Consider the following 24,778-nt stretch of genomic DNA (forward strand, 5'->3'; position numbering starts at 1 on the left):
TTTTTTCATGAGCAAGAGACCAGCTTTCCCAGGAATGGGCGGCATGAACATGCAGCAGATGATGAAGCAAGCCAAGAAGCTGCAAGAACAAATGGCCCAGGAACAGGAAAACATCACGACCCAGGAATTCACCGGCAAGGCAGCTGACGACATGGTAGTGGCTACTTTCACCGGCGACCGGAATTTAAAGAGCTTGTCCATCAAGCCGGAAGCCATTGACCCGGATGACCCGGACATGCTGGAAGACCTGGTTATCGACGCTGTTAACAAGGGCTTGAAGCAGATCGACCAGGCAACCCAGCAGAGCCTGGGCAAGTACACGAAAGGCCTGATGTAATTTGCAATACCCATTGCCAATCGCTCGCTTGATCGATTCCTTCATGAAACTGCCGGGCATCGGTGAAAAGACGGCGACCCGCCTGGCCTTTTACGCCATGGATATGCCTAAAGAAGACGTGGACGAATTCGCCCGTTCTTTAGTCGACGTTAAGGAGAAACTGCGTCAGTGCTCAATCTGCGGCAACATCACCGAACAAGACCCTTGCGCCATCTGCAGCAATCCTGCCCGGGACCGGTCAACCATCATGGTGGTTGAGGAAGCCAAGGACGTGATGGCCTTTGAAAACATGGGCGAATATGACGGCCTCTACCATGTCCTGCACGGGGTCTTGTCCCCGATGGACGGGATCGGGCCGGAGCAAATCAACATCAAATCCCTGATCGTCCGCCTGCAGAAAAACGATGACGCCAAAGAAGTTATCCTGGCCCTCAATTCCACCCCGGAAGGGGAGTCAACCGCCATGTACATTTCCCGCTTGATCAAGCCGGCCGGCCTTAAGGTCACTCGTCTGGCCGCGGGGCTGGCGGTCGGCTCAGACATTGAGTACGCCAACTTGATCACTTTGAAGCGGGCAGTTCAAGGTAGAACGGAGCTATAGCATGAATAAGCACAACGACAAAATCAAGCAAGCAGAAGATGAGAAGCTGATGGCTTTGGTAGAAAAGCTGCAGCAGGAAATCAGCCTCAGCAAGGGTTTGGACAACACGACCCTGGACATGTCTGATGACAATATCGTGGCGGACAAGATTTTAAGAGCTGAGTATGCCTTTTTGTACGATGAGGCCCGCTACCGCCATGCTTCTTACACCGGCGTGACCAACGCCATTTCCCAATAGAAAAGTGCTAATCTCCCGGCTTCGGGAGATTATTTTTTTGCCATTTTTACCTACTAGATTTAGGGGGAAGTTAACTCTGTAAATACTAGCCTTAGTTCTGTAAAATAGATAGATAGGAGGCAAGTACAAATGCAAGGTTACTTTATCACTTTTGAAGGTCCCGACGGCGCCGGTAAAACGACAGTGATCAATGAAGTCGTCAAGGCCATCCAGGGCCAGTGCAAGCGGGAAATTTTAGTAACGCGGGAGCCAGGCGGGTCAAAAATCGCTGAAAAAATCCGCGACATCATCCTGGACCCGGCCAACACGGAAATGAACGCCAAGACCGAGGCCCTGCTCTATGCAGCCAGCCGGTCCCAGCATGTCAGCGAGATCATCAATCCGGCTTTAAAGCGGGGAGACCTGGTCATCTCCGACCGCTTTGTCGACTCTTCTTTGGCCTACCAGGGCCAGGGACGGGGACTGGGGATTGATGAAGTAGCCCAGATCAATGCTTTTGCCACCGGCCACCTGGAGCCGGACTTGACCATCTTTTTGGATTTAGACCCGGCCCAGGGCCTGGCCAGAATCGCCAAGGCCCGGTCAGGCAGCGAAGACCGGCTGGAACAAGAGAAGCTGGACTTCCACGAAAAGGTTTACCAGGGCTACCAAGTGGTCAACCAGGCTCAGCCGGACCGGGTAAAAGTGGTTGACGCGAGTCAAGATTTGCCACAAGTCGTGGCCGCAAGTGTTAAACTGGTGAAAAGCACATTTCCAGAATTGTTTTAGGGGGGATCAAGATGAAACTGATCATTGCCATTGTCCAGTCTGAAGACGCCAAGCGCCTGCAGGCAGCTTTTGTCGACAACAATGTCGGCGCCACTAAACTGGCGTCAACGGGCGGCTTTTTGCGTGAAGGCAACACCACCTTCTTGCTTGGGGTGGAAGATGAAGACGTTGACGGCGTTTTGAAGCTGATCAAAGAGCATTCCCAAACCAGAGAAGAAACAATCAACCCGGGCATTCACCCGGGCATTTCCTTCGAGCAGCCGATTGAACCGGTCAACATCACGGTCGGCGGCGCGACGGTCTTCGTCTTGCCGGTTGACCAGTTCCTGCACTTTTAATGCTGGATTTAAAACAAATTGGCGGGTCTGAATCCCGGCAGCTCAAGCAGGCCCAGGACCGGGGGCAGCTGTCGCATGCCTACCTGCTCTTGTCAAGCGATGAGGGGGAAGCTTTAAACACGGCCTACTGGCTGATCTGCTACGTGAATTGCACGGGCGAAGAGAAGCCGGACGGGACCTGCCCGGCCTGCCGGCGGATTCTGGCCGGCAACCACCCGGATGTCTTTTTGATTGATACGGAAGAAAACAAGCAGTCGATCGCGATTGACCAAATTCGGCCGCTTAAGCGGGAATTAGCTAAAAGCCCTCTGGAAGGCGACCGGCGCTATTTCGTGATTAACCATGCCCAGAAGCTGACCCTGCCGGCTGCAAACGCCTTGCTCAACCTGCTGGAAGAGCCAGCGGCACCGGTAGTTACCTTCTTGATTGCCAATAACGGCGGGCAGATTCTGCCGACGATCAAGTCCAGAACCCAGATTATCAATTTCAGCCAGCAAGCTGCTTCCAGTAAGGACAGGCTCCTTTTGGCCAACGGCATGAGCCAGGAAGAAGTTGACCAGGTGAAAAGCAGCCAGGAAGTCGACCAGGCGGTAAAATATTTTTACCAGGAGCTCCGCGAGCATGACTCTTTGGCCATCACGTCCGCCCACCAGCTGGCGGGCCTGGTTAAGAAGCAAAAGCAGGGGACTAAGGCCTGGGAAAAGTATGTCTGGATTTTGCTCAAGAAGTGGGGCGAAAAGGACCTGGAAAAGGGTGACTATCAGGAGGCGGCCGACTTTTTGGCGGACTTAATGCAGGTTGACCGGATGCGGCAGAGTAATGTCGGCTTTTTGAACAATTTGGACTATTTGGCCTTAAAGTGGCAGCAGTAAAGGCAGGTAAGGAAAGTGGACCCATATACTAAATTGCAGCAGCTGCAGCAGCAGATGGAACGCATGCTCAAGAGCATGGATTCCCTGCAGCAGGAGGTGCTGGAGAGCTTGAAGGAAAATACCGAGCTCAAGGTTGAAAACCAGCTTTTGCGCGAGAAGCTGGACAAATTGACGGTTAAAGAACACGAAGGCAAGAGCCAGAGCGGGATGGCTATGCTCAAGCAGATCTACCAGTCTGGCTACCATATTTGCAACATGTACTACGGGACCCACCGGGATCCCAGCGCGGACTGCATGTTTTGCCTGGATATTTTGGATAATTTTGGAAAGAAGTCGGTGCACAAATAATGCAAACGCAACACAGTTACGCGGATGACCAGCAGGGCAAGCTCTATTTAGTGCCTACGCCCATCGGCAACCTGGAAGACATTACGATCCGGGCCAAGCGGATTCTGGAAGAGGCTGACTACATCGCCGCTGAAGACACCAGAACTAGCGGGATCATGCTGGACCGGCTGGGCATTCACAACAAGATGGTGGCCTTTCACAAATTCAACTCTAAAGAAAAGGCACCGGAACTGGTTAAGTTGATGCAGGAAGGGGCGACAATTGCCGAGATCAGCGATGCCGGCATGCCGGTGATTTCTGATCCCGGCTTCATTTTGGTCCAGGAATGCATCAAGAACAATGTTCCAGTCGTTCCCCTGCCAGGTCCGTCGGCTTTTGCCACGGCCTTGATCGCTTCCGGCTTTGACGGGCAGCCTTTCACCTACTACGGCTTTTTGCCCCGCAAGGCCAGCCAGCAGCGGCCATTTTTGGAGGAAATCAATGCCTCAAGAGCTACTTCGATCTTTTATGAGGCTCCCCACCGGCTCTTGAAGACCTTAGAGCAGATGGCGGAAGTTTTACCGGGCGACCGGCAGATCGTCTGCGCCAGAGAACTGACCAAGATTCATGAAGAATTCGTCCGCGGCAGCCTGGAAGAAGTCATCCAGCACTTTAAAGAAGTTGCCCCCCGGGGCGAGTTCGTCGTTTTGGTGTCGCCAAACACTGAAGAAAAGACCCTGGACTGGGCTGACCTGGTCAAGCTGGTCAAAGAGCAAGTAGCCCAGGGCGTTTCTAAAAAGGATGCCATCAAGCAGGTGGCCAAGAGCCAGGGCGTTTCTAAAAACGAGCTCTATGACCGCTACCACCAGGAGGGGGCAAAATGAGATACTACAAGGATTACCAGCTGGAATACGCTGACTGCGGGGAAAGCGGGCAGCTGAAATTGCCCAGAATGATTGACCTGATGATGGAAACGTCGGAAGGGCAGCTGGCGCCAACTTTGGGCGGGGCCAGCGCCATGAAAGAGCGGGGCAGGGGCTGGGTAGTCACTCAGTACGAGTTTGAATTTACCAGCCTTCCCCGGGCCGGGAAAAAGGTCAGGGTCTGGACTGACGCGGTTGGCTACAACCGCTTTTTGTCCTACCGGGACTTCGGCATTGAGGACGAAGAGGGCAAAGACCTGGTTATCGCTCACAGCCAGTGGATTATTTTTGACTTAAAGACCAGAAAGCTTTTGCCAAGCGATGATAAAATCGCTGAAGAATTGGGAGCGCCCCTTTTGGCTAAAATGCCCCGCTTCAAGAAATTGCGGCCAAAAGAGGAATATTCAGACGAAAAGCTCTACCGGGCCTACTATTATGATCTGGACTCCAACCACCACGTCAACAACGCCCATTACCTGGACTGGATCGTCGACAGTCTTCCCCGGGAATTCGTCAACAGCCATGAGCCGAAAGACCTGGCCATCAAGTTTGAGAAGGAAATTAAATACGGCAATGAAGTTGCCTGCCAGGTTATGCAGGAAATGGAAGACAGCGCTGTCAAGACCTGCCACGCCATTACCCGGCAAGGTGAACTTATGGCACTTTGTGAGGTAAACTGGCAAAAAATGTGCTTTAATAGAGACTGATTCAGTTGCTTTTGTTAAGCCATTTTTTAGGAGGACGGTCTTATGAAAAGTGAATCAAAAGTCAGCAGCAAGCTGGAGTTGCGGGAGCTGGTCTTACTGGCCATGGTTATCGCCATCAAGGTGGTTTTGGGACAGTTTAAGGTCGGGGATGCCACCTTGCAGGTGGGCCTGGGCTTTATCGGCAGCGTCATGCTGGGCTACTTGTTCGGGCCTTGGTGGGGCTTTGCCGGCGGCGCCTTGAGTGACCTGGTTTCATCTGCTGTTTTTGGCAACCTGGGCGGCTTCTTTATCGGTTATACCTTGACCGCGGCCTTGGGACCGATGATCTACGGCTTCTTCTTGTACAAGAAGCCGATCCAGATTTGGCGGGTCATCGCGTCCGTAATCTGCGTCACGGTAATCTGCAATATCGGCTTGAACACCCTTTGGGTCAGCATGATGCACGGGACTAGCTTTATGGTCGCCCTGTCCAGCCGGATCCTCAAGGAAATGATCACTCCATGGATTCAGATGGTCGTGGTTTGGTTTGTCTTGGAAGGCCTGTCCCGGGTCAAGCTGAGTAGAAAATTTTAGGAAATAAAAGTTAGAGCATGAAGATTTTAAGCATTTCGACGGCAACGAGCGATTTGAGCGTTGCCTTGAATGAAGATGACCAAGTGGTCAGCGAAAAGATCGAGGAAAACCAGCGCAACCACAGCGTTGACCTTGATCCAGACATTGCCAGCCTGCTAGAAGAAAACGGCCTGGCTTTAAAAGATATTGACCGCTTCGCGGTAGCGATCGGGCCTGGTTCATATACCGGCCTCAGAGTCGGCTTAACTACGGCTAAGATGTTTGCCAGTATTTTGAATAAAGAGCTGGTTGGGGTCTCAACCTTGCAGGCCCTGGCCCAGAACTTTGCCGGTGAAGACGCCTTGGTTGTAGCGGCATTAGATGCCAGAAACAAGAACTTTTTTGCCGGTGCTTACCGGGGCAAGGAAGCTGTGATCGAAGACGGCCACTACCACTTAAGTGAGCTCTTAGGGCAAGTAGCGGCCCTGCCTGACCAAAAGGTGATTTTTGTCGGCAGCGACTTCAGCAAGTATCAGGAAGAAATCACGGCTGGTCTGGCTGACAAGGACTTGCGCCCGGCTGAAGGGGAAGAGAACCTTCTGCACGCCAGCGCCATTGGCCGCTTGGCGGCAAGCGCTCCGGTCCTTGATCCGGACCAGGCCGTGCCGAACTACCTGCGCCGGACGCAGGCTGAGTACGACTGGGCAAAGAAGACCGGCCAGGAATTTGAAGCAGACAGTGCATACGTAGAAGAAGTTTAGGCTTATGGGACTATTCTTTAAAGCTGACCTGGTGCGGTTTGCCCCCCGGGCAATCAGCATCAGCGGCCATGAATACTGCTTAAAGAAGGCGGAAGCAGGCGAACTTGCCCGCCTCCTTTTGCTGGAAAAAGAAGTTTATGCCGGCTGCCTGCCTTGGGATGAGGAAGTTTTTGCCGAAGAGCTTCGCCGCCGGGATTCTCTCTACCTGCTTTTGCTTGAGAGAGATTTTTTGGCTGGAGCCATCGGCTGCCGCTTCAGTCTCTCTAAGGCCCACATCACCTTTTTGGCAGTGGTGCCTAAAGAGCAAGGACAGGGGATCGGGAGTTACCTGGTCCAGACGGTTTTAGACCTGGCCAAGTCCGCTGACCTCAAGGCCGTGACTTTGGAAGTGCGGGTTGAAAACGGGAAGGCCCAAGAACTTTACCGCCGGCTTGGCTTTGAAGACAATTTTGTCCGCAAAAACTACTACAACAATGATGACTGTCCGGACAGTGACGGTTTGAACATGATCTGCCATCTAAGAAAGAAGAACTGACTGTGAAGGAAAAGAAAGACATTCGCATTTTAGCTTTTGAAAGTTCCTGTGACGAGACTTCGACTGCCGTGGTCAAGAACGGGTCAGAGATCGAAAGCCTGATTGTGGCTACTCAAATCAAGAGCCATGCCCGCTTCGGCGGGGTTGTGCCGGAAGTGGCCAGCCGTCACCATATCGAAGTGATTACCCAGATTACCCGGGAAGCCTTGGAAGAAGCCAAGGTCAGCTGGGAAGATTTGGATGCTATCGCCGTGACCCACGGGCCTGGCCTGGTTGGGGCTCTTTTGATCGGGATCAACTCGGCCAAGGCGGCTTCCATGGCTACTGGCCTGCCTTTGATTGGGGTTGACCACATCATGGGCCACATTTCAGCTGCCCAGCTGGTTGAACCGATTGAATACCCGGCCCTGGCCCTGCAGGTTTCCGGCGGCCACACCGAAATTGTTTTACTGAAAGACCCGACTCACTTTGAAATCGTGGGCGATACCCGCGATGACGCGGCCGGGGAAGCTTATGACAAGATTGGCCGGGTCCTGGGCGTCAGCTACCCGGCCGGCAAGACGATCGACCAGTGGGCCCACCAGGGCAAGGACACTTTCGGCTTCCCTAGAGCCATGATTGATGAAGACAATTATGACTTCTCCTTCTCAGGCCTGAAGAGTGCCTTTATCAATACTTGCCACCATGCTGACCAATTGGGGCAGGAATTAGACAAGTATGACCTGGCGGCCAGCTTCCAGGCGGCCGTGGTGGACGTTTTGGCTGAAAAGACCATGCGGGCCATCCGGCAGTACCAGCCCAAGACCTTCATCATAGGGGGCGGGGTTGCTGCCAACCTGGGCTTAAGAGAACGGATGAACAAGGAAATCGCCGCTTTGGAAAAGGCGCCGAAAGTTGTCCTGCCGCCGCTTAAGCTCTGCGGGGACAACGCGGCTATGATCGGGGCTGCCGCTTACAACCAGTACCTGGCCGGCAACTTTGCTGACCTGACCTTGGACGCGGACCCGTCAATGGAACTGCCTTACGCCGAGGATTACAAGTAAAAAGCAAGACGAAAATATACAAAAAAGCAAGTCCAGTGCCGGACTTGCTTTTCCTTTGTCTAAAATTAAAATTCTTCCAAAGCCAGAGAGGCATCTTCCCAGGCCTGGGTGACTTGGCTGATCTTTTCCTGGACAGCGGTCAAGTCTTCCTGCAGAGGCCCCAGCTTGCTGAAGTCGGCAGCGATTGCCGGGTCAGCCATGGCTTCCTGGATCTCTTGCTCTTTTGCTTCCAGCTCTTCCAGGTCTTTTTCCGCCTGGGCCACTTGCCGTTCCAGTTTCCGCTTTTCAGAGTCGCGCTTTTTCTGCTCCTGGTAGGAGAGCTTGTTTTCGCTGACCGCCTTGACTGCTGGCGTTTCTTCAGCAGCTGCTTCTTGAGCGGCAGCTGCTTCCTTGGCATTTTCATTCAAGTAGTAAGTGTAGTTGCCTTCGTAGATCTTGGCCTGGCCGTCCTTGGCAAAAACGATCTTGTTGGCCAGTCCGTTGATGAAATAGCGGTCGTGGGAAACGAAGAGGAGGGTGCCGTCGTAATCGTCCAAAGCTTTTTCCAAAACTTCCTTGGCGTCCAGATCCAAGTGGTTGGTTGGTTCGTCCATCAAAAGGAAGTTGTTGTGCTCCATGGACAAAACAGTCAAAGTTAAGCGGGCCCTTTGCCCCCCGGACAGCTGGCTGACTTGCTTGTCGATGTCTTTGGCCGTGAACAAAAAGCTGGCCAAGATGGACCGGATGTCTTTTTCGTTCATGTCCTTGTGCCGGTCCCAGATGGTATCGATCACGGTCTTAGAATAGTCTAACCCTTGCAGTTCCTGGTCATAGTAGCCGATGTCCAGGCTGGCCCCGTATTTAATGGACCCGCTCTTAACCGGCAGCTGCTTCATGACCGTCTTTAAAAGGGTGGACTTGCCGATCCCGTTTTGGCCAATGATGGCCACCCGGTCGCCCTTGTTGATCTGGAAGGAGATGTCTTTAAGCATGGTCTTGTCCGGATAGCCAACCGCCAGGTCCTTCAAGATCAAGACTTCCTTGCCCGATGGCCGGGCGCTGTCAAACTTGATCCGGACTTTTGACTTGTGCTTTGGCGGGTCGACCAGTTCCATCTTCTCCAGGGCCTTGCGCCGGCTTTGGGCCTGCTTGGTGGTGGAGGCGCGGACGATGTTCTTTTGGATGAACTCTTCTTCGCGCTTGATTTCCTCTTGCTGCTTTTCATAAGCGGCTTCCTGCTGCTGGTCGCGCAGTTCTCTTTGCACCAGGTACTGGCTGTAGTTGCCCTTAAAGACAGTCAGTTCCCCATGTTGGAGTTCAAAAATCTGCGTGGCCAGGTGGTCTAAGAAGTACTGGTCGTGAGAAACCGTCAAGATAGCGCCTGGGTAGTTCTTAAGGAAGGCTTCCAGCCAGTCCAAAGTATCCAGGTCCAGGTAGTTGGTCGGTTCGTCCAAAAGCAGGAGCGGGGGCTTCTTTAAAAGCAGCTTGACGAAGCTGAGCCGGGTCTTTTCCCCGCCAGACAGGCTAGCAATCTGCTTGTTCCAGGTCGCTTCCGGGAAGTTGAAGCCGTTGAGCATGCTCTTGATTTCGGCCTGGTAGGTATAGCCGCCGGCCTGTTCAAAATTGTACTGGGCCTGGTCCAGACGGCGGAGAAGCTCTTCATCTTCCGGATGGTCGGCGATGGCGTACTGCAGCTTCTCCAGCTGCTGACCCTGGTCGATCAAGGGCTGGAAGACCGTCAGCATCTCTTCCCAGATCGACTTCTCTTCGTCAAAGTCGTGCTCCTGGGCGATGTAACCAAGCTCGATTCCCTTGTTGACGGTAAATTCGCCCTGGCTGGCTTCCTGGCGGCCGGTCATGATCTTTAAAAGGGTCGTTTTCCCAGCCCCGTTTGGCCCGACCAGGCCGATCCGGGCATTGTTTTCAATTGAAAAGTTTACCTTGCTGAATATAGGAGCAGCTCCAAAGCGTTGCTCCAAATTGTGTCCTTGTGCTATTATCATATTTTTTCACCTTGAAACATTGTACCATGCAAAGGTCGGACTGACGGCCCTGGCAATGATTTTCAGCAGATTTTTCCTCTCTTTTTCAGCTTTAAAAAGGGGCAAGCTCCTTTAATCAATTTGTGAAAAAATCAATAAAAAGGATTTCATGGCAAATATTGTGAAAATACTACTTGCCAAAGACTGGTAAAAATGGGTATCATAGTAGGTGATTGATTAGGGATTCACATTCACAAAATAAAAACTGGAGGCATCTTTTATGAACAACAAATTTAGAATTCCCAAGGCTACTGCCAAAAGATTGCCGCTATATTACCGCTACTTGCTTCTTTTGAATGATGAAGGCAAAGACAAGGTTTCTTCAACTGAACTGGCGGAAGCCGTCCAAGTCGACAGTGCTTCAATCCGCCGGGACTTTTCCTACTTCGGCGCCCTGGGCAAGCGGGGCTACGGCTACGATGTCAAGAACCTGCTCAGCTTCTTTAAGAAGATTCTCAACCAGGACACTTTGACCAACGTCGCCCTGGTCGGGGTCGGCAACCTGGGTCACGCTCTCTTGAACTACAACTTCAAGCGCAGCAACAATATCAGAATTTCCTGCGCCTTCGACATCAACCCGGAAATCACCGGCAAGATCACCCAAGGGGTGCCGGTCTACTCAATGGATGAAATGAAGCAGCAGATCGCTGACCAACAGATCCGGATCGCCATCTTGACCGTTCCCCAGGCTACGGCCCAGAAGACGGCTGACGAAATGATTGAAGCCGGGATTAAGGGGATCATGAACTTTACCCCAATCCGCCTGTCCGCCCCAAACGGGGTCCGGATCCAAAACGTCGACCTGGCTACCGAGCTGCAGACCTTGATCTACTTCCTTGACTCTGACGAAATGATCAAGAAGCAGCTGGAAGAGCGGAAAAAGGTCATGAACAACACGAGTAAATAAGAAAAACAGCACTTTTTAGCACTCTAGACTAAAAAGTGCTATTTTTCTCTTGCCTTTTTGGAAAAAAGGGATTATTATCATAGTTGTAAGTTAGCACTTGATCAAGATGAGTGCTAAAGAATTTCTAAAGACAATTAATTTCAGGAGGGAATAACGTGTTACAACCAATTGGAGATCGCGTGATCGTTGAAGTTAAAGAAGCTGAAGAACAAACCGTTGGTGGCATCGTACTTGCTTCCAACGCTAAGGAAAAGCCAACTCAAGGCAAGGTTGTTGCCGTAGGCGGCGGCCTTTACGCGGAAGATGGCAGCAAGCTTCCTATGACCGTCCAAGAGGGCGATGAAGTTTTATACGATAAGTATTCTGGCACCAAGGTCAAGTACGAAGGTAAGGAATACTTAGTCCTTCATGAAAAAGACATTTTGGCAATCGTTAAGTAATTTAAGGAGTGCAAATTAAAAAATGGCAAAAGACATCAAGTTTTCAGAAGACGCAAGACGTTCACTTTTAAACGGGGTTGACAAGCTGGCCAACACGGTTAAGACGACTTTGGGGCCTAAGGGCAGAAATGTCGTCTTGGAACAAAGCTACGGCAACCCAACGATTACCAACGACGGCGTGACCATCGCCAAGGCAGTTGAACTGGAAGACCACTACGAAAACATGGGGGCCAAGCTGGTTGCTGAAGCTGCTTCAAAGACCAACGACATCGCCGGTGACGGTACGACTACGGCCACTGTTTTGACCCAAGCTATCGTGCAAGAAGGGATGAAGAACGTGGTTGCCGGGGCTAACCCAGTTGGCATCCGCCGCGGGATCGAAAAGGCCACCCAAGCAGCCGTTGACCAATTGCACAAGAACAGCCACGAAGTTTCCAGCCGGGATCAAATCGCCCAAGTTGCTTCAATTTCAAGTGCTTCAAAGGAAATCGGTGACTTGATCGCTGAAGCCATGGAAAAGGTCGGCAACGACGGTGTCATCACCATTGAAGACTCCCGCGGGATTGAAACTGAACTGAGCGTGGTTGAAGGGATGCAATTCGACCGCGGCTACCTGTCCCAATACATGGTAACTGACAATGACAAGATGGAAGCTGACTTAGAAAACCCATACATCTTGATCACTGACAAGAAGATTTCCAACATCCAAGACATCTTGCCAATGCTGCAGGAAATCGTGCAACAAGGCCGCGCTCTCTTGATCATCGCTGATGACGTGACTGGCGAAGCTTTGCCAACTCTTGTTTTGAACAAGATCCGCGGTACCTTCAACGTTGTTGCCGTTAAGGCTCCTGGCTTCGGCGACCGCCGCAAGGAACAACTGGCAGACATCGCTGCTTTGACTGGCGGTACGGTGATTTCTGAAGACTTGGGTCTGGAACTCAAGGACACCCAGCTTAGCCAATTGGGTCAAGCCCGCCGGGTAACTATCACCAAGGACTCAACTACTATCGTTGACGGTTCTGGCGCTAAGGAAGCCATTCAAGAACGGGTTGACACCATCAGAAAGCAAATCGAAGACACTACTTCCGACTTCGACAAGAAGAAGCTGCAAGAACGTCTGGCCAAGCTGACTGGCGGCGTAGCCGTAATCCACGTTGGCGCTGCTACTGAAACTGAACTCAAGGAACGCCGCTACCGGGTAGAAGACGCCTTGAACGCTACCCGCGCCGCTGTTGACGAAGGCTACGTAGCTGGTGGTGGTACTGCTTTGGTTAACGTTGAAGAAGCTGTTAAGGCAACCAAGGGTGACACTGCTGACGAACAAACCGGGATCAATATCGTGGCCCGCGCCTTGACTGCTCCGGTTCGCCAAATTGCTGAAAACGCCGGCCAAGAAGGCTCAGTTGTTGTTGACCACTTGCGCAAGGTTGACCCGGAAGTCGGCTACAACGCTGCTGAAGACAAGTATGTCAACATGATTGACGAAGGGATCATCGACCCAACCAAGGTGACCCGGTCAGCCCTGCAAAACGCCGCTTCAATCGCCGGCCTCTTGCTGACCACTGAAGCAGTTGTGGCAGAAATTCCGGAAGACAAGCCGGAAGCTGCCCCTGCTCAACCAGGCATGATGTAAAATACTAAAATTTAACACACACAAGAATTACTGTAAGAAGGGTCCAGCTCAAAGCTGGGCTCTTTTTGCGTGCAATGCTGTATAATTGAAAGCATACGATAAGCGAGGGAGTTATTATGCCAAGAAAAGCCACGACTCCAATGATGGAGCAATATTACCAGATTAAAGAGCAATACCCGGATGCCTTTCTCTTCTACCGGGTGGGGGACTTTTACGAACTCTATGAAGATGATGCCGTCAAGGGGGCACAGATTTTAGAGTTAACCCTGACTCACCGGTCAAATAAGTCGGAAAACCCGATTCCTATGGCCGGCGTGCCCCACATGGCGGTTGATTCTTATGTCAACACCTTAGTAGAAAAGGGCTACAAGGTGGCCATCTGTGAGCAACTGGAAGACCCGAAGAAGGCCAAGGGGATGGTCAAGCGGGGAATCATCCAGCTGGTTACGCCCGGCACCAAAATGGCCCAGGGACCAGACGACAGTCAGGAAAGCAACTACCTAACTAGCGTGGTTGAAAAGGCGGGCGGCTATGGCCTGGCTTACAGTGACCTGTCAACCGGGGAGATTTTTGCTACCCACGTCAAGCACTACACGGAAGTGGTCAACGAACTCTTGTCTTTGAGAACCCGGGAAGTCGTTTTTGCCGGCAAGCTTAATGCCAGCGACCGGGACAGCCTGCAAAAGGCCAATATCACCGTGTCTGAGCCGGCAGAACTGGAAGGTGAGCACGCGGAAATTTCCTATGTCCAGCAGAAACTGACTGACTCTATGGAAAAGGCCGCCGTCCGCCAGCTGGTCATCTACCTTTTGGCCACGCAAAAGCGGAGCCTGGCCCACCTGCAAGTAGCGGAAAGCTTTGAAATCGGCCAGTATTTACAGATGGCCAACACAGTCCAGCGGAATCTGGAACTGACCCAGTCAGCCACGACCGGCAAGAAGCAGGGCTCTTTGTTCTGGGTTTTGGACAAGACCACCACGGCTATGGGGGGGCGGCTTTTAAAGCAGTGGCTAAGCCGGCCGCTTCTGTCTTTAGACCGGATTAACCAGCGCCAGCAGATGGTGCAAGCCCTTTTGGACGACTACTTTACCCGGGAAAATATCGTTGACTCCTTGAAGGGGGTCTATGACCTGGAACGGTTAAGCGGCCGGGTTGCTTTTGGCAATGTCAACCCCCGCGAACTTTTGCAACTGGCGAAAAGCCTGGAGGCAACCAAGCCGATCATCCAGGCCCTGGCCGAATCGGGCAATCCGGACCTGGAAAAATACGGGCAAGGCATCGATCCGCAGAGTGAACTGGCTGAAAGCATCACTAACTGCTTAGTTGACCAGCCGCCGATTTCCGCTAAAGACGGCGGCATTATCCGGGCCGGGGTCAGCGAGGACCTGGACAAGTACAGAGAAGCCATGAATGGGGGAAAAAAGTGGCTGGCCCAAATGGAAATGGAAGAGCGGCAAAGAACTGGGATCGACAATCTGAAGATTGGCTACAACCGGGTCTTTGGCTACTTCATCCAGGTCAGCAAGGGCAATGTCGCTAAAGTGCCCCAGGACCGCTACACCAGAAAGCAGACCCTGACTAATGCCGAGCGCTACATTACCCCGGAATTAAAGGAACACGAAAACTTGATCCTGGAAGCTGAGAGCCGGTCAACTGACCTGGAATACGAGCTCTTCAGCCAGCTGAGAGAGGCCGTCAAGGCACATATCCCGGCCTTACAGAAACTGGGCCGCCAGCTCGCCGCCCTGGACGTCTTCGTGGCCTTTGCCCAGGATGCCGAAGAGAGAAATTATTGCCGGCCAAGTTTTTCCAGCAAAAACGAAATTGCCGTTAAAAATGGCCGCCACCCGGTTGTTGAGGCAGTTTTACCAGCTGGCTCCTACATCCCTAACGACTTAGTCATGGATGAAGACACCAGCATCTACCTCATCACGGGGCCAAACATGTCTGGTAAGAGTACCTACATGCGGCAGCTGGCCTTAATCGCCATCATGGCTCAGATTGGTTCCTTTGTGCCGGCAGACAGTGCCAAGCTGCCAGTTTTTGACCAGGTCTTCACCCGGATCGGGGCCGCTGACGACCTTTATTCCGGCAAATCCACCTTCATGGTGGAAATGAGCGAGGCCAATGAGGCCCTCCAACACGCTTCCAGCCGGTCTCTGGTCCTGTTTGACGAAATTGGCCGGGGGACGGCCACTTATGACGGGATGGCCCTGGCCGGGGCGATCATCAAGTACCTGCATGACAAGGTCGGCGCCAAGACCCTTTTTGCCACTCACTACCATGAATTGACTGAACTTGATGAAAGCTTGCCGCACTTAAAGAACATCCACGTCGGGGCAACAGAAGAAAACGGCAAGCTGATCTTTTTGCACAAGATTTTGCCGGGACCAGCCGACCAGTCTTACGGGATCCACGTGGCCAAATTAGCCGGCCTGCCGCGGGCGGTTTTAAGGGAAGCCTCCAGCATGCTCAAGCGCCTGGAAGCAGAAGGGTCCCGGGAGATCAACCCAAGCAGCCAGCAGCTGGACCTCTTCAGTCCGGTGGAAGTAGTGGAGGAGAACCCACTCAAGGCAGAGCAGGAGGAACTGTTAGACGAGATCAGCCAGGTCAACTTGAATGAAAAGACGCCGCTGGAAGTCATGCAGCTGGTAGCTGACTGGCAGCAGGCCTTGAAGGAAGAATAATGGCGAAAATTCATGAACTTTCAGAAAATCTGACCAACCAGATCGCGGCCGGTGAAGTTATCGAGCGGCCGGCCAGCGTGGTCAAGGAACTGGTCGAAAACGCGATCGATGCCCAGGCCAGCCGGATCAGGGTTGAAGTCCAGCATTCAGGCTTAAAGCAGATTTCTGTTCAAGACAATGGCAGCGGGATTGCCCCGGACCAGGTTGACCTGGCCTTCATGCGGCACGCGACCAGCAAGATTCAAGATGAGCATGACTTGTTCAATATCGCGACCCTGGGTTTTCGCGGGGAAGCCCTGGCTTCAATTGCTGCTGTAGCCCATGTGGAAATTTTGACATCAACTGACGGGCAGACGGCCACCCGGGCGGCTTTTGCCGGCGGGGTGAAAAAGTTCCAGGAAGATGCCGGCAGCGCCAAGGGAACCAAGATCACGGTCGGGGACATTTTTTACAATACTCCGGCCCGGTTGAAGTATCTGAAGAGCCCCAAGACTGAACTCTTGAAGATTGTGGATATTGTCAACCGGATTGCCCTGGGCCACCCGGAAATCAGCCTGACTTTGGCCAGCGACGGGAAAGTCTTGCTCAGAACGCCCGGCAACGGCAACTTAAAGCAGGACGTGGCCAATATTTATGGCCGCAAAGTCGCCGAAAAAATGCTGACGGTGGAAAATGAGGACCCGGACTTTACCCTCTATGGCCTGGTGTCAGAAGCAAACTTGACCCGGTCATCCCGCAATTTTATCTCGATTTTGCTCAATGGCCGCTACATCAAAAACTACCAGCTCTCCAGTGCTCTTTTGGATGGCTATGGCAATAAATTAGGGGGCAAGTACCCGATCGCGGTCTTGGCGATTGAAGCTGACCCGCTTTTGGTCGACGTCAACGTTCACCCGACTAAAGAAGAAGTCCGCCTGTCCAAGGAAAAAGAACTCAGCCGCCTGATCACCAGTGCCGTTACCGACGCTTTAATGGATGACGACGAGGCCAGCCCGCTTTTTCAGCTGACTCCTTTTAAAGACAAGACCCAGCTGGACCAATTGGAATTCAACTTAAAGCCAAACGTGGTCGACACTCGCCGGCCAGACGACTTCCAGCTGGAAGTCTCCCAGGTGGCTGAGCCGGAAGGCAAAACAGATATAACTAATAAAACAGAGACAGAAACAGAGACAAAAGAAACAAAGGAAAAAGCAGAGGAAGAAAAAACTTCTGCTCCGGAATACGTGGACTTAAACCAGGTCAGAGAAGATGACCAGTACGTTTTAACCAAGACCTGGGACCAGCATGTCCAAGAACAGACCGCCCTGCCGCCTTTTGCGGGCGGAGAGGAAGAAGCCGGCAGTCCGGTCACGTCAAAGGCTGACCAGCTGCTCAAGCACCACCTGCCGGCTCTCCGCCTTTTGGGCCAGATGGGGGGATATCTCCTGGCTGAACACGGGGGCGACCTTTACCTGCTTGACCAGGTGGCGGCAAGAAGACGGCTGGAGTACGACCAGATTTTAGCCAGCCTGGAAAAAGAAGAAAACTACCAGCAGGGCTTGCTTGAGCCTTTGGTTTTTGACTTCAGCGTCTATGACTACCAGAAATTAAAAGACCAACTGCCCCTCTTGCGTCAGCTGGGCCTGGAGATGGAAGACTTTGGCCAAAACACTCTCTTAATGCACTCTTACCCAACCTGGCTGAAAGGGGAAGTCACCGTGCAGGTAAGGGAGCTCTTGGACCAGCTCTTGTCCAGCCGGGAAAACGACGGAAAAAGTCTCCTGAAGCTGGTGGCGGCTAAGGCGGCAGAAAGCAATGTTTCCCGCCGGGTCAATTTAACCGGCGCTGAAGCCGCCGACCTGCTGCTCCGTTTGCAGACGGCCAGCGACCCTTACCGGGATGCCAGCGGCCAGGTCGCCGTCGTCCGCTTGAGCCAGAATGATATAAGCAAGCTTTTTAAGAAAGGGAAGTGACAAAGTCAGATGTACGAGTATTTTGAGGGCACCATTACCGTGGTCAATCCGGCCTATGTCGTGATTGAAGTGGCCGGGATCGGCTACCGGATCCTGACCCCGACCCCTTATGCCTACAAAGAAGGGGACAAGGCCCGGATCTACGTTGAACAGGTTGTCCGGGAAAACGGGATGACCCTCTACGGCTTCAAGAGCCAGCAGGACAAGGGCCTCTTTAACAAGCTTAATGAAGTTTCCGGGATCGGTCCTAAGTCGGCTTTGGCCATCATGGCTGCCGAAGACAACGGGGCGCTGGCTTCAGCCATTGAAAGCGGGGAAGCTTCCTACTTGACCCGTTTCCCGGGAATCGGCAAGAAGACGGCATCCCAGATCGTCTTAGACTTGCGGGGGAAGATGGGCAACTATGTGGCTGAAAACCTTTTTAACGAAGATGAACCGGTTAAGTCTGTTTCCCCGGCCCTGGAAGACGCCCTCCTGGCCCTTGGGTCTTTGGGCTACAGCCAAAAGGAAGTTGACCGGATCAAGCCAAAACTGGAGAAACTGCCGGAAATGTCCGCCAACGAATATATCAAGCAGGGGCTTGGCTTTTTGCTGAAGAAATAGGGGGTAAAGGAAAATGACGGAAGAACATTTGACCAGCCGGGAAGCCGCCGAAGGCGAGGAAGCGGTAGAACTGTCTTTACGGCCCCAGCTGCTCAGCCAGTATATCGGGCAAGGGCATGTCAAAAAGGACATGGAAGTCTACATCCAGGCTGCCCGCCAGCGTGACGAGGCCCTGGACCATGTCCTCCTTTATGGCCCGCCAGGTTTAGGTAAAACCACCCTGGCCTTTGTTATTGCCAATGAATTGGGGGTCAACTTAAAAAGTACCAGCGGTCCGGCCATCGAGCGGGCCGGGGACCTGGTGGCCCTGTTAACTGACCTTGAGCCCGGGGATGTCTTGTTTATTGACGAAATCCACCGCCTGGCCAAGCCTGTTGAAGAAGTCCTCTATTCAGCCATGGAAGACTTTTACATCGATATCGTGGTTGGGGAAGGGCAGACAACTCATGCCATCCACCTGCCCCTGCCGCCTTTTACCCTGATCGGGGCAACCACCTTGGCCGGGCAGTTGTCGGCACCTTTACGTGACCGCTTCGGGATCGTTGAGCACATGCAGTATTACCAAGTCGAAGATTTGGAAAAAATCATCCTCCGCTCAAGCGAGGTCTTCCACACCAAGATTTCCCCGCAAGCTGCCCATGAACTGGCCCGCCGGTCCCGGGGAACGCCCCGGGTGGCCAACCGCCTTTTAAAACGGGTACGGGACTTTGCTGAAGTCAAGGGAGAAAAAGAGATCTCCCTGGAAACGACGGCCATGGCCTTAAAGCAGCTGCAAGTTGACAGCGCCGGCTTGGACCAAACAGACCGCAAGCTGCTGAGGACCATGATCTTAAGCTATGGGGGCGGCCCGGTCGGGATCCGGACCCTGGCTTCCAATATCGGGGAAGACCGGGAGACGATCGAGTCCCTGTATGAGCCATATCTTTTGCAAAACGGCTTTATCGTTATGACCCCAAGGGGGCGGGTGGTAACCCAGAAGGCCTACCAGCAGCTGAATTTGCCTCTGCCTGGTGAGGGAGAATAGCAAAAAGATCTGGTTTACAGTATAATGTTCGTTAAAGCCTTTTGGCATCTGCCAAAAAGCGGTAAATAAATTTTATGAGGTGGATAATTTGAATACTTTTGCATTAGCCGCGGCCAACAATGGTGCTGGCAGCAGCATTTTCATGCTGGTTATGCTGGCCGCTTTGTTTGCTTTTACTTACTTTACGATGATCAAGCCGCAAAAGAAGCAGCAACAGCAGCGCCAGGAAATGATGAATCAGCTCAAGAAGGGCGACAGCGTGGAAATGGTCGACGGCCTGCGCGGCAAGATTGACTCAATCAACGATGCTGACAAGACTATCGTCTTGGATGCTGACGGTATTTACCTGACCTTCTCCAGACTGGCAGTCAGAACTGTTTTGAAGCAAGCTGACGCAAGTGAAGCTGAAGCAGCCAAGCCAGCAGAAGAAAAGGCTGAAGAAGCAGAAGACAAAGACAGCCAAGAATAAACGAACAAAACGTTCCTTCGGGGACGTTTTTGTTTTGCCTGCGCCGATAAATTGCTAAAATAGTTAGTAGTTGATTTTTTTTGAGGTACTATAATGAACAATATTCCAACAGTAATGATCCTTTTCGGCGGCAGCGGCGACCTGGCCCACCGCAAGATCTATCCGGCCCTCTTCAATCTCTACCGCCGGAATGTCATTCACGACAATTTTGCCGTTATCGGCACTGCCCGGCGGCCATGGTCACATGAATACCTGCGCGAGCAGGTGGCCCAAGTTGTTCATGAAAGCTGGGAAGAGGTCGACGAAGCACAGCTGACGGAATTTGCCAGCCATTTTTACTACCAATCCCACGACGTAACCAATGTTGAACACTATGTGACTTTGAAGCAATTGGCCCAGGAACTGGACGAGCGCTATGAATGCGGCGGCAACCGCATCTTCTACATGGCCATGGCCCCAAGTTTCTTTGGGACGATTGCCGAACACATTGCCGACCAGCACTTGACCGGGACCGGCTTTAACCGCCTGGTGGTTGAAAAGCCATTCGGGACTGACCTGGCCAGCGCAGAAGTCTTGAACCAGCAGATCCGCGGCTCCTTTAACGAAGACCAGGTCTTCCGGATCGACCACTACCTGGGCAAGGAAATGGTGCAGAACATCCTGCCCCTGCGCTTTGGCAACGCCTTGCTCAAGCGGCTCTGGAACGCCGACGCGGTTAAGAATGTCCAGGTTACCCTGGCTGAACGGCTGGGCGTTGAAGCCCGGGGCGGCTACTATGACAACTCCGGTGCCCTGCGGGACATGGCCCAGAACCACATCATGCAGATCATCACCCTTTTGGCCATGCCGGAGCCAAAAGACTTGTCTGACAAGGCCATCCACGCGGCAAAAGAAGAACTTTTGGCATCTTTAGTTATCCCAGATGAAAAAGCCGTCAGCGAAAACATCATCCGCGGCCAGTACCTAGGGACGGAAACCACTTTTGAATACGTCAAGGAGCCGAACGTGGCGGAAGATTCCAAGACGGAAACCTACGTGGCTGGCCGCCTGGAATTTAGCAAGGGGCCTTTGGCCGGCGTGCCGGTTTACTTCAGAACGGGCAAGGAAATGCGGGAAAAGAGGACCCGGGTGGACGTAGTCTTTAAGGATGAAGCTGGCCTGTATGGCGATAAGGCTAAGACTAACGTGCTGACCATTGAGATTGACCCGGTCAACCAGGTCTACTTCCGCTTGAACGGCAAGACTGTCGCCGGCGGTGACCTCCGGCTTGAAAGATTCCGCTACAGCTATAGCGAAGATGAACAAGCTGAAGTGCCAGACGGCTATGAACGTTTGATCCACGACGTCTTTGTCAACGACTCCACCAACTTTACCAAGTGGGAAGAACTGAAGCAGTATTGGAGATTCGTGGACGCGGTTGAAGCAGCCTGGCAAAAGGCGAACGCCGCGGGCGAAAAGCCGGTCAAGTACCGTCCTTACAGCATGGGGCCGGATACCAGCAAGATCTTCGCGGATCCTGAGGATGGCTGGATCTACAAGTAATGGCCGATATTGACCTTTTGCCCAGAAACGATTTTTCCCGCCGGATCATCCACCTGGACATGGACGCTTTCTATGCTTCAGTTGAAATGCGGGACCGGCCGGAATTGGCGAATAAGGCAGTCGTGATTGCCCGCGACCCCCGGAAAACTAGCGGCCACGGCGTGATCGCCACCGCCAACTACCGGGCCAGAAAGTACGGGGTCGGGTCAGCTATGGCAGCTGCCCAAGCCGTCAAGCTGATTCCAGCTGAAGAACTGGTTTTCGTTGAACCCGATTTCGCGAAATATCACCGGGTTTCCGGTCAAGTGCACGGTTTAATGCACGAACTGACCGACCAGATCGAAAGCGTGGCGCTGGACGAAGCATATATGGACGTGACCCGGAGCAAGATCCCCGGCAAAAGTGCCCTGGAGCTGGCCAGCTATTTGCAAGAGCAGATCTTTAGCCAGCTGCACTTGACCTCATCTTTTGGGGTCAGCTACAACAAGTTTTTGGCTAAGATAGGGTCAGAATACGCCAAGCCTTTTGGCCGCACTTATATTGCTCCGGACCGGGCCCAGGACTTTTTAGACAGGCAGGAGATCAAGAGATTCCCCGGCATCGGCAAGAAGACCCAGGAGCGGCTAAAGGAAGCGGGCGTTTTGACCGGCCGCGACATTAGAAATTACGGGCTCAGCCGCCTTTTAAAAGACTATAAGAAGTCCGGCTATTACATGGCCCTGCATGCTTATGGCATTGACTTAAGCCCCGTCCAAGCCTCCAGGCAGCGCAAGTCCCTGGGCAAGGAGCGGACTTTTGAACCGGTAATCTATGACCAGGACCGGGCTGATGCCTACTTAAAGGACTTCAGCCAGACGGTGGCGGCTGAACTAAAGGTGAGAAATCTTTTAGCCCGGGTGGTCGTTTTAAAGGTCCGTGACCGCAATTTTAAAACTATCACCCGCCGGCAGCAGGTCCAGCCGACCAGTGACCCGGAAGTCTTTTATCAGCTGGCCAAGGAGCTCCTGGCCCGGGAACCGGAATTTCTGGCTGAAGGCATCCGCCTCTTGGGCCTGTCAGCCGGCGAACTTGAAGAAAAACATTATCAGGAAATCAGTCTTTTTGCAGATGAATAGCTAAAAGGCTGATTTTTTGCTAAAATAAAATTTTGAACTCATAAGGCAGAAAGGACCCCGCGATGAACACTTTTGACGAAATTTTCAGTAAGATTAAGCAATATCCAACCATCATCCTCCACCGGCACACCAATCCCGACCCGGACGCTATCGGCTCCCAGGCCGCTTTAGCTAAGAGCCTGCGTCTGCAGTTCCCGGACAAGAAAATTCTTTGCACCGGGGAAAATGACGTTGGTGACCTGGACTGGATCAACACGATGGATGAAGTCAAGGACGAAGACTACCAAGGCGCCCTGGTGATCACGACTGACACCGCCAACACGCCGCGGATCTCTGACCAGCGCTACCGGCTGGGGGACTACCTGATCAAGATTGACCACCACCCGGACGTTGACCCATATGCTGACATGTCTTACGTTGACTCAAAAGCCGCTGCTGCCTGTGAAATCATTGCTGACTTTATCGAAGCAGAAGGCCTGCCCCTTAACCAGGAAATCGCCCTGGCCCTCTACGCCGGTATTATCGGCGACACTGGCCGCTTCATGTACGACGCGACCAGCGCCCACACCTTCGAAGTAGTATCCCGCTTGATGGAGACGGGGATCGATATCTCCCAAATCGCCAGAAACGAAAGTGAAATTACCTTCCAGCAGGCCAAGCTGCAGAGCCTGGCCCTGGAGAAAATGCAGCTGGATGAAAGCGGTCTGGTCGCTATCGCCGTAATTACTCAGGCAGACTTGAAGGAATTAGGCGTTACCCAGCCGCAAGCTTCAGTCACTGTTTCAACCCCGGGCCGGATCAAAGGGATCCTGACCTGGCTGGTCATCGTGGAAAAAGAAGACGGCACTTACCGGGTTCACTACCGGTCAAAGGGCCCGTACATCCACAAGCTGGCTGAAGCCCACGACGGGGGCGGCCATGAATTAGCCTCTGGAGCAACGGCCCACGACCAGGCGGAAATCGACCAGATTTTCCAGGAATTAGTTGAAGTAACCAAGAAATACAAGGAAGACCATGAATAACATTTTTAATGACACTCGCTTAAGGAGCGAAATCCGCCAGGGCCTGGCCAAGATCGGCTTTACTAAACCGACTCCGGTGCAAGAAAAAGTCATCCCGGCCATGCTGAAAGGCGAAAGCGTGATCGTGCAGGCGGCTACGGGGAGCGGGAAGACCCACGCCTACTTGATCCCGATTTTAAACGCCATTGATGAAGACGCCCGCTATGTCCAGGCCATCGTCACGGCTCCCAGCCGGGAACTGGCTGACCAGCTTTACCGGGTGGCCCGCCAGCTGCGGGATAATTCCGGCTTAAACATCACCATTGCCCACCTGGCCGGAGGCAGCGACCGGGACCGGCAGATCGCCAGATTTGAACAGAACAAGCCCCAGTTGGTTATCGCTACGCCGGGCCGGCTTTTGGACTTTGCTGACAAGAAGATCCTGCTTTTGGACCAGGTCAAGAACTTTGTCATCGACGAAGCCGACATGACCCTGGACTTGGGCTTCCTGGCCGATGTGGACAAGATTGCCGCCCGCCTGCCAAAGGACGTGGTCATGTCCGCCTTTTCAGCCACGATTCCGGTCAAGCTGACCAACTTTTTACGCAAGTACATGGCCAAGCCGGAAGAAATCGTGATCGACAATCCGGCAGTTATTGCCCCAACCATCAAAAACGACCTCTTGGACATCGGCAGCAAGGACAGAAAGAAGATCGTCTACAAGCTTTTGACCATGGGCCAGCCTTACCTGGCCTTGGTTTTCGCCAACACCAAGCAGATGGTCGACGAACTGGGTGACTATCTAACTAAGCAAGGGCTTAAGGTGGCCAAGATCCATGGCGGCATTACCGAACGGGAAAGAAAGCGGACCCTGCGGGAAGTCCGGGCCGGCCAGTACCAGTACGTCGTCGCCAGCGACCTGGCTGCCCGGGGGATTGACCTGCCTGGCGTCAGCCTGGTGATCAACTATGAGATTCCCAAGGACCTGGAATTCATTATCCACCGGATCGGCCGGACTGGCCGCAACGGCCTGCCTGGCCACGCCGTGACTTTGGTCAGAGAAGAAGAGATGAACCGGGTGGGGGCCTTGGAGCACATGGGCGTTCACTTTGACTTCGTTGAAATTAAGGACGGGGCACTCGCTCCGCGGACTCACTACCGCCGCCGGGACAACCGGACGGCTGCAAACCGCCAGCTTGACCCCCACATGAAGGGCGTGGTCAAGAAGGTCAAGTCCAAGCGCAAGCCTGGCTACAAGAAGAAGATCAAGCAGGCGATTCAAGAAGACAACCGCAAGAAGCGGAAGATTGAAGCCCGGCACGAAATGCGCCACCAAAAGCGCCTCCGTAAGCGCAAGCGCGAGCAAAACCGTTGACATT

General features: G+C 53.0%; 26 protein-coding genes. 25 read left to right on the forward strand and 1 reads right to left on the reverse strand.

Annotated elements, in window-relative coordinates:
- The first annotated feature begins 7 nt into the window (after positions 1 to 7).
- The 13 genes from Q0J41_RS00380 to tsaD all read left to right on the forward strand — a co-directional run bounded on the left by Q0J41_RS00380 (position 8) and on the right by tsaD (position 8,002).
- On the forward strand, positions 8 to 337 hold the full coding sequence (locus Q0J41_RS00380) for a YbaB/EbfC family nucleoid-associated protein (protein WP_296224665.1): 330 nt from the start codon (positions 8 to 10) through the stop codon (positions 335 to 337).
- Position 338: 1 nt separating this feature from the next.
- Complete coding sequence (recR, locus tag Q0J41_RS00385; RefSeq protein ID WP_296224667.1) at positions 339 to 938, forward strand: recombination mediator RecR; 600 nt, start codon at positions 339 to 341, stop codon at positions 936 to 938.
- A gap of 1 nt (position 939) precedes the next feature.
- A complete protein-coding gene (locus Q0J41_RS00390) occupies positions 940 to 1,176 on the forward strand; it encodes a YaaL family protein (protein ID WP_296224670.1) in 237 nt (78 codons plus the stop codon).
- Between the two features lie 129 nt (positions 1,177 to 1,305).
- Positions 1,306 to 1,944 (forward strand): dTMP kinase, encoded by a 639-nt coding sequence (tmk, locus tag Q0J41_RS00395; protein WP_296224671.1) that lies wholly within the window; start codon positions 1,306 to 1,308, stop codon positions 1,942 to 1,944.
- Between the two features lie 11 nt (positions 1,945 to 1,955).
- A complete protein-coding gene (locus Q0J41_RS00400; RefSeq protein ID WP_296224673.1) occupies positions 1,956 to 2,282 on the forward strand; it encodes a cyclic-di-AMP receptor in 327 nt (108 codons plus the stop codon).
- Positions 2,282 to 3,154 (forward strand): DNA polymerase III subunit delta, encoded by an 873-nt coding sequence (locus Q0J41_RS00405; RefSeq protein WP_296224675.1) that lies wholly within the window; start codon positions 2,282 to 2,284, stop codon positions 3,152 to 3,154. The genes Q0J41_RS00400 and Q0J41_RS00405 overlap by 1 nt, the downstream gene beginning before the upstream one ends.
- 15 nt (positions 3,155 to 3,169) lie before the next feature.
- Positions 3,170 to 3,502 (forward strand): DNA replication initiation control protein YabA, encoded by a 333-nt coding sequence (gene yabA / locus Q0J41_RS00410; RefSeq protein ID WP_050890498.1) that lies wholly within the window; start codon positions 3,170 to 3,172, stop codon positions 3,500 to 3,502.
- Positions 3,502 to 4,365 carry a 16S rRNA (cytidine(1402)-2'-O)-methyltransferase gene (gene rsmI, locus Q0J41_RS00415; RefSeq protein WP_296224680.1) on the forward strand — a complete coding sequence of 288 codons (864 nt, stop codon included), beginning with the start codon at positions 3,502 to 3,504 and terminating at the stop codon, positions 4,363 to 4,365. Before yabA ends, rsmI begins: the two co-directional genes overlap by 1 nt.
- A complete protein-coding gene (locus tag Q0J41_RS00420) occupies positions 4,362 to 5,111 on the forward strand; it encodes an acyl-ACP thioesterase domain-containing protein (RefSeq protein WP_296224683.1) in 750 nt (249 codons plus the stop codon). The genes rsmI and Q0J41_RS00420 overlap by 4 nt, the downstream gene beginning before the upstream one ends.
- Before the next feature lie 42 nt (positions 5,112 to 5,153).
- Positions 5,154 to 5,684 carry a folate family ECF transporter S component gene (locus tag Q0J41_RS00425; RefSeq protein ID WP_296224685.1) on the forward strand — a complete coding sequence of 177 codons (531 nt, stop codon included), beginning with the start codon at positions 5,154 to 5,156 and terminating at the stop codon, positions 5,682 to 5,684.
- A gap of 17 nt (positions 5,685 to 5,701) precedes the next feature.
- On the forward strand, positions 5,702 to 6,424 hold the full coding sequence (tsaB, locus tag Q0J41_RS00430) for a tRNA (adenosine(37)-N6)-threonylcarbamoyltransferase complex dimerization subunit type 1 TsaB (protein WP_296224687.1): 723 nt from the start codon (positions 5,702 to 5,704) through the stop codon (positions 6,422 to 6,424).
- A gap of 4 nt (positions 6,425 to 6,428) precedes the next feature.
- Positions 6,429 to 6,959: a ribosomal protein S18-alanine N-acetyltransferase gene (rimI, locus tag Q0J41_RS00435; RefSeq protein ID WP_296224689.1), complete on the forward strand. Its 531-nt coding sequence runs from the start codon at positions 6,429 to 6,431 to the stop codon at positions 6,957 to 6,959.
- Between the two features lie 2 nt (positions 6,960 to 6,961).
- Positions 6,962 to 8,002: a tRNA (adenosine(37)-N6)-threonylcarbamoyltransferase complex transferase subunit TsaD gene (tsaD, locus tag Q0J41_RS00440; RefSeq protein WP_296224691.1), complete on the forward strand. Its 1,041-nt coding sequence runs from the start codon at positions 6,962 to 6,964 to the stop codon at positions 8,000 to 8,002.
- A 65-nt stretch (positions 8,003 to 8,067) separates the two neighbouring features.
- Here tsaD and Q0J41_RS00445 read toward each other — a convergent pair whose 3' ends face one another.
- Positions 8,068 to 9,984, reverse strand: a complete 1,917-nt coding sequence (locus Q0J41_RS00445) for an ABC-F family ATP-binding cassette domain-containing protein (RefSeq protein WP_296224693.1) — start codon at positions 9,982 to 9,984, stop codon at positions 8,068 to 8,070.
- A gap of 259 nt (positions 9,985 to 10,243) precedes the next feature.
- On the opposite strand from Q0J41_RS00445, the gene Q0J41_RS00450 reads away from it, so the two are divergent.
- The 12 genes from Q0J41_RS00450 to Q0J41_RS00505 all read left to right on the forward strand — a co-directional run bounded on the left by Q0J41_RS00450 (position 10,244) and on the right by Q0J41_RS00505 (position 24,774).
- Positions 10,244 to 10,930, forward strand: coding sequence for a redox-sensing transcriptional repressor Rex (locus Q0J41_RS00450; protein WP_296224696.1), 687 nt, complete (start codon positions 10,244 to 10,246; stop codon positions 10,928 to 10,930).
- A gap of 155 nt (positions 10,931 to 11,085) precedes the next feature.
- Positions 11,086 to 11,370, forward strand: a complete 285-nt coding sequence (gene groES, locus Q0J41_RS00455; RefSeq protein ID WP_270449034.1) for a co-chaperone GroES — start codon at positions 11,086 to 11,088, stop codon at positions 11,368 to 11,370.
- A 22-nt stretch (positions 11,371 to 11,392) separates the two neighbouring features.
- The gene (gene groL, locus Q0J41_RS00460) at positions 11,393 to 13,006 is read left to right on the forward strand and encodes a chaperonin GroEL (RefSeq protein WP_296224701.1); all 1,614 of its coding nucleotides are present in this window, start codon (positions 11,393 to 11,395) and stop codon (positions 13,004 to 13,006) included.
- Positions 13,007 to 13,122: 116 nt separating this feature from the next.
- A complete protein-coding gene (mutS, locus tag Q0J41_RS00465; protein ID WP_296224703.1) occupies positions 13,123 to 15,693 on the forward strand; it encodes a DNA mismatch repair protein MutS in 2,571 nt (856 codons plus the stop codon).
- Positions 15,693 to 17,645, forward strand: coding sequence for a DNA mismatch repair endonuclease MutL (gene mutL / locus Q0J41_RS00470; protein ID WP_296224705.1), 1,953 nt, complete (start codon positions 15,693 to 15,695; stop codon positions 17,643 to 17,645). Before mutS ends, mutL begins: the two co-directional genes overlap by 1 nt.
- A gap of 9 nt (positions 17,646 to 17,654) precedes the next feature.
- Positions 17,655 to 18,248: a Holliday junction branch migration protein RuvA gene (ruvA, locus tag Q0J41_RS00475; protein ID WP_296224708.1), complete on the forward strand. Its 594-nt coding sequence runs from the start codon at positions 17,655 to 17,657 to the stop codon at positions 18,246 to 18,248.
- 13 nt (positions 18,249 to 18,261) lie between these two features.
- The gene (ruvB, locus tag Q0J41_RS00480) at positions 18,262 to 19,272 is read left to right on the forward strand and encodes a Holliday junction branch migration DNA helicase RuvB (protein ID WP_296224710.1); all 1,011 of its coding nucleotides are present in this window, start codon (positions 18,262 to 18,264) and stop codon (positions 19,270 to 19,272) included.
- An 88-nt stretch (positions 19,273 to 19,360) separates the two neighbouring features.
- Positions 19,361 to 19,741: a preprotein translocase subunit YajC gene (yajC, locus tag Q0J41_RS00485; RefSeq protein ID WP_296224712.1), complete on the forward strand. Its 381-nt coding sequence runs from the start codon at positions 19,361 to 19,363 to the stop codon at positions 19,739 to 19,741.
- A gap of 93 nt (positions 19,742 to 19,834) precedes the next feature.
- The gene (gene zwf / locus Q0J41_RS00490) at positions 19,835 to 21,283 is read left to right on the forward strand and encodes a glucose-6-phosphate dehydrogenase (RefSeq protein ID WP_296224714.1); all 1,449 of its coding nucleotides are present in this window, start codon (positions 19,835 to 19,837) and stop codon (positions 21,281 to 21,283) included.
- On the forward strand, positions 21,283 to 22,398 hold the full coding sequence (dinB, locus tag Q0J41_RS00495) for a DNA polymerase IV (protein WP_296224716.1): 1,116 nt from the start codon (positions 21,283 to 21,285) through the stop codon (positions 22,396 to 22,398). The genes zwf and dinB overlap by 1 nt, the downstream gene beginning before the upstream one ends.
- Positions 22,399 to 22,460: 62 nt before the next feature.
- Positions 22,461 to 23,420: a bifunctional oligoribonuclease/PAP phosphatase NrnA gene (locus Q0J41_RS00500; protein ID WP_296224718.1), complete on the forward strand. Its 960-nt coding sequence runs from the start codon at positions 22,461 to 22,463 to the stop codon at positions 23,418 to 23,420.
- On the forward strand, positions 23,413 to 24,774 hold the full coding sequence (locus Q0J41_RS00505) for a DEAD/DEAH box helicase (RefSeq protein WP_296224722.1): 1,362 nt from the start codon (positions 23,413 to 23,415) through the stop codon (positions 24,772 to 24,774). Before Q0J41_RS00500 ends, Q0J41_RS00505 begins: the two co-directional genes overlap by 8 nt.
- Positions 24,775 to 24,778: the final 4 nt, after the last annotated feature.

It is taken from the genome of uncultured Lactobacillus sp. (genome assembly GCF_944327175.1).
Classification (GTDB): Bacteria; Bacillota; Bacilli; order Lactobacillales; family Lactobacillaceae; genus Lactobacillus.

Excerpts from the sequence above, each read along its gene's own strand:
- Q0J41_RS00380 (WP_296224665.1), top strand. The coding sequence starts at position 8 with ATGAGCAAGAGACCAGCTTTCCCAGGAATGGGCGGCATGAACATGCAG.
- Q0J41_RS00390 (WP_296224670.1), top strand. The coding sequence starts at position 940 with ATGAATAAGCACAACGACAAAATCAAGCAAGCAGAAGATGAGAAGCTG.
- tmk (WP_296224671.1), top strand. The coding sequence starts at position 1,306 with ATGCAAGGTTACTTTATCACTTTTGAAGGTCCCGACGGCGCCGGTAAA.
- Q0J41_RS00400 (WP_296224673.1), top strand. The coding sequence starts at position 1,956 with ATGAAACTGATCATTGCCATTGTCCAGTCTGAAGACGCCAAGCGCCTG.
- Q0J41_RS00405 (WP_296224675.1), top strand. The coding sequence starts at position 2,282 with ATGCTGGATTTAAAACAAATTGGCGGGTCTGAATCCCGGCAGCTCAAG.
- rsmI (WP_296224680.1), top strand. The coding sequence starts at position 3,502 with ATGCAAACGCAACACAGTTACGCGGATGACCAGCAGGGCAAGCTCTAT.
- Q0J41_RS00420 (WP_296224683.1), top strand. The coding sequence starts at position 4,362 with ATGAGATACTACAAGGATTACCAGCTGGAATACGCTGACTGCGGGGAA.
- Q0J41_RS00425 (WP_296224685.1), top strand. The coding sequence starts at position 5,154 with ATGAAAAGTGAATCAAAAGTCAGCAGCAAGCTGGAGTTGCGGGAGCTG.
- tsaB (WP_296224687.1), top strand. The coding sequence starts at position 5,702 with ATGAAGATTTTAAGCATTTCGACGGCAACGAGCGATTTGAGCGTTGCC.
- rimI (WP_296224689.1), top strand. The coding sequence starts at position 6,429 with ATGGGACTATTCTTTAAAGCTGACCTGGTGCGGTTTGCCCCCCGGGCA.
- Q0J41_RS00445 (WP_296224693.1), bottom strand. The coding sequence starts at position 9,984 with ATGATAATAGCACAAGGACACAATTTGGAGCAACGCTTTGGAGCTGCT.
- Q0J41_RS00450 (WP_296224696.1), top strand. The coding sequence starts at position 10,244 with ATGAACAACAAATTTAGAATTCCCAAGGCTACTGCCAAAAGATTGCCG.
- groL (WP_296224701.1), top strand. The coding sequence starts at position 11,393 with ATGGCAAAAGACATCAAGTTTTCAGAAGACGCAAGACGTTCACTTTTA.
- mutS (WP_296224703.1), top strand. The coding sequence starts at position 13,123 with ATGCCAAGAAAAGCCACGACTCCAATGATGGAGCAATATTACCAGATT.
- mutL (WP_296224705.1), top strand. The coding sequence starts at position 15,693 with ATGGCGAAAATTCATGAACTTTCAGAAAATCTGACCAACCAGATCGCG.
- ruvA (WP_296224708.1), top strand. The coding sequence starts at position 17,655 with ATGTACGAGTATTTTGAGGGCACCATTACCGTGGTCAATCCGGCCTAT.
- ruvB (WP_296224710.1), top strand. The coding sequence starts at position 18,262 with ATGACGGAAGAACATTTGACCAGCCGGGAAGCCGCCGAAGGCGAGGAA.
- zwf (WP_296224714.1), top strand. The coding sequence starts at position 19,835 with ATGAACAATATTCCAACAGTAATGATCCTTTTCGGCGGCAGCGGCGAC.
- dinB (WP_296224716.1), top strand. The coding sequence starts at position 21,283 with ATGGCCGATATTGACCTTTTGCCCAGAAACGATTTTTCCCGCCGGATC.
- Q0J41_RS00500 (WP_296224718.1), top strand. The coding sequence starts at position 22,461 with ATGAACACTTTTGACGAAATTTTCAGTAAGATTAAGCAATATCCAACC.
- Q0J41_RS00505 (WP_296224722.1), top strand. The coding sequence starts at position 23,413 with ATGAATAACATTTTTAATGACACTCGCTTAAGGAGCGAAATCCGCCAG.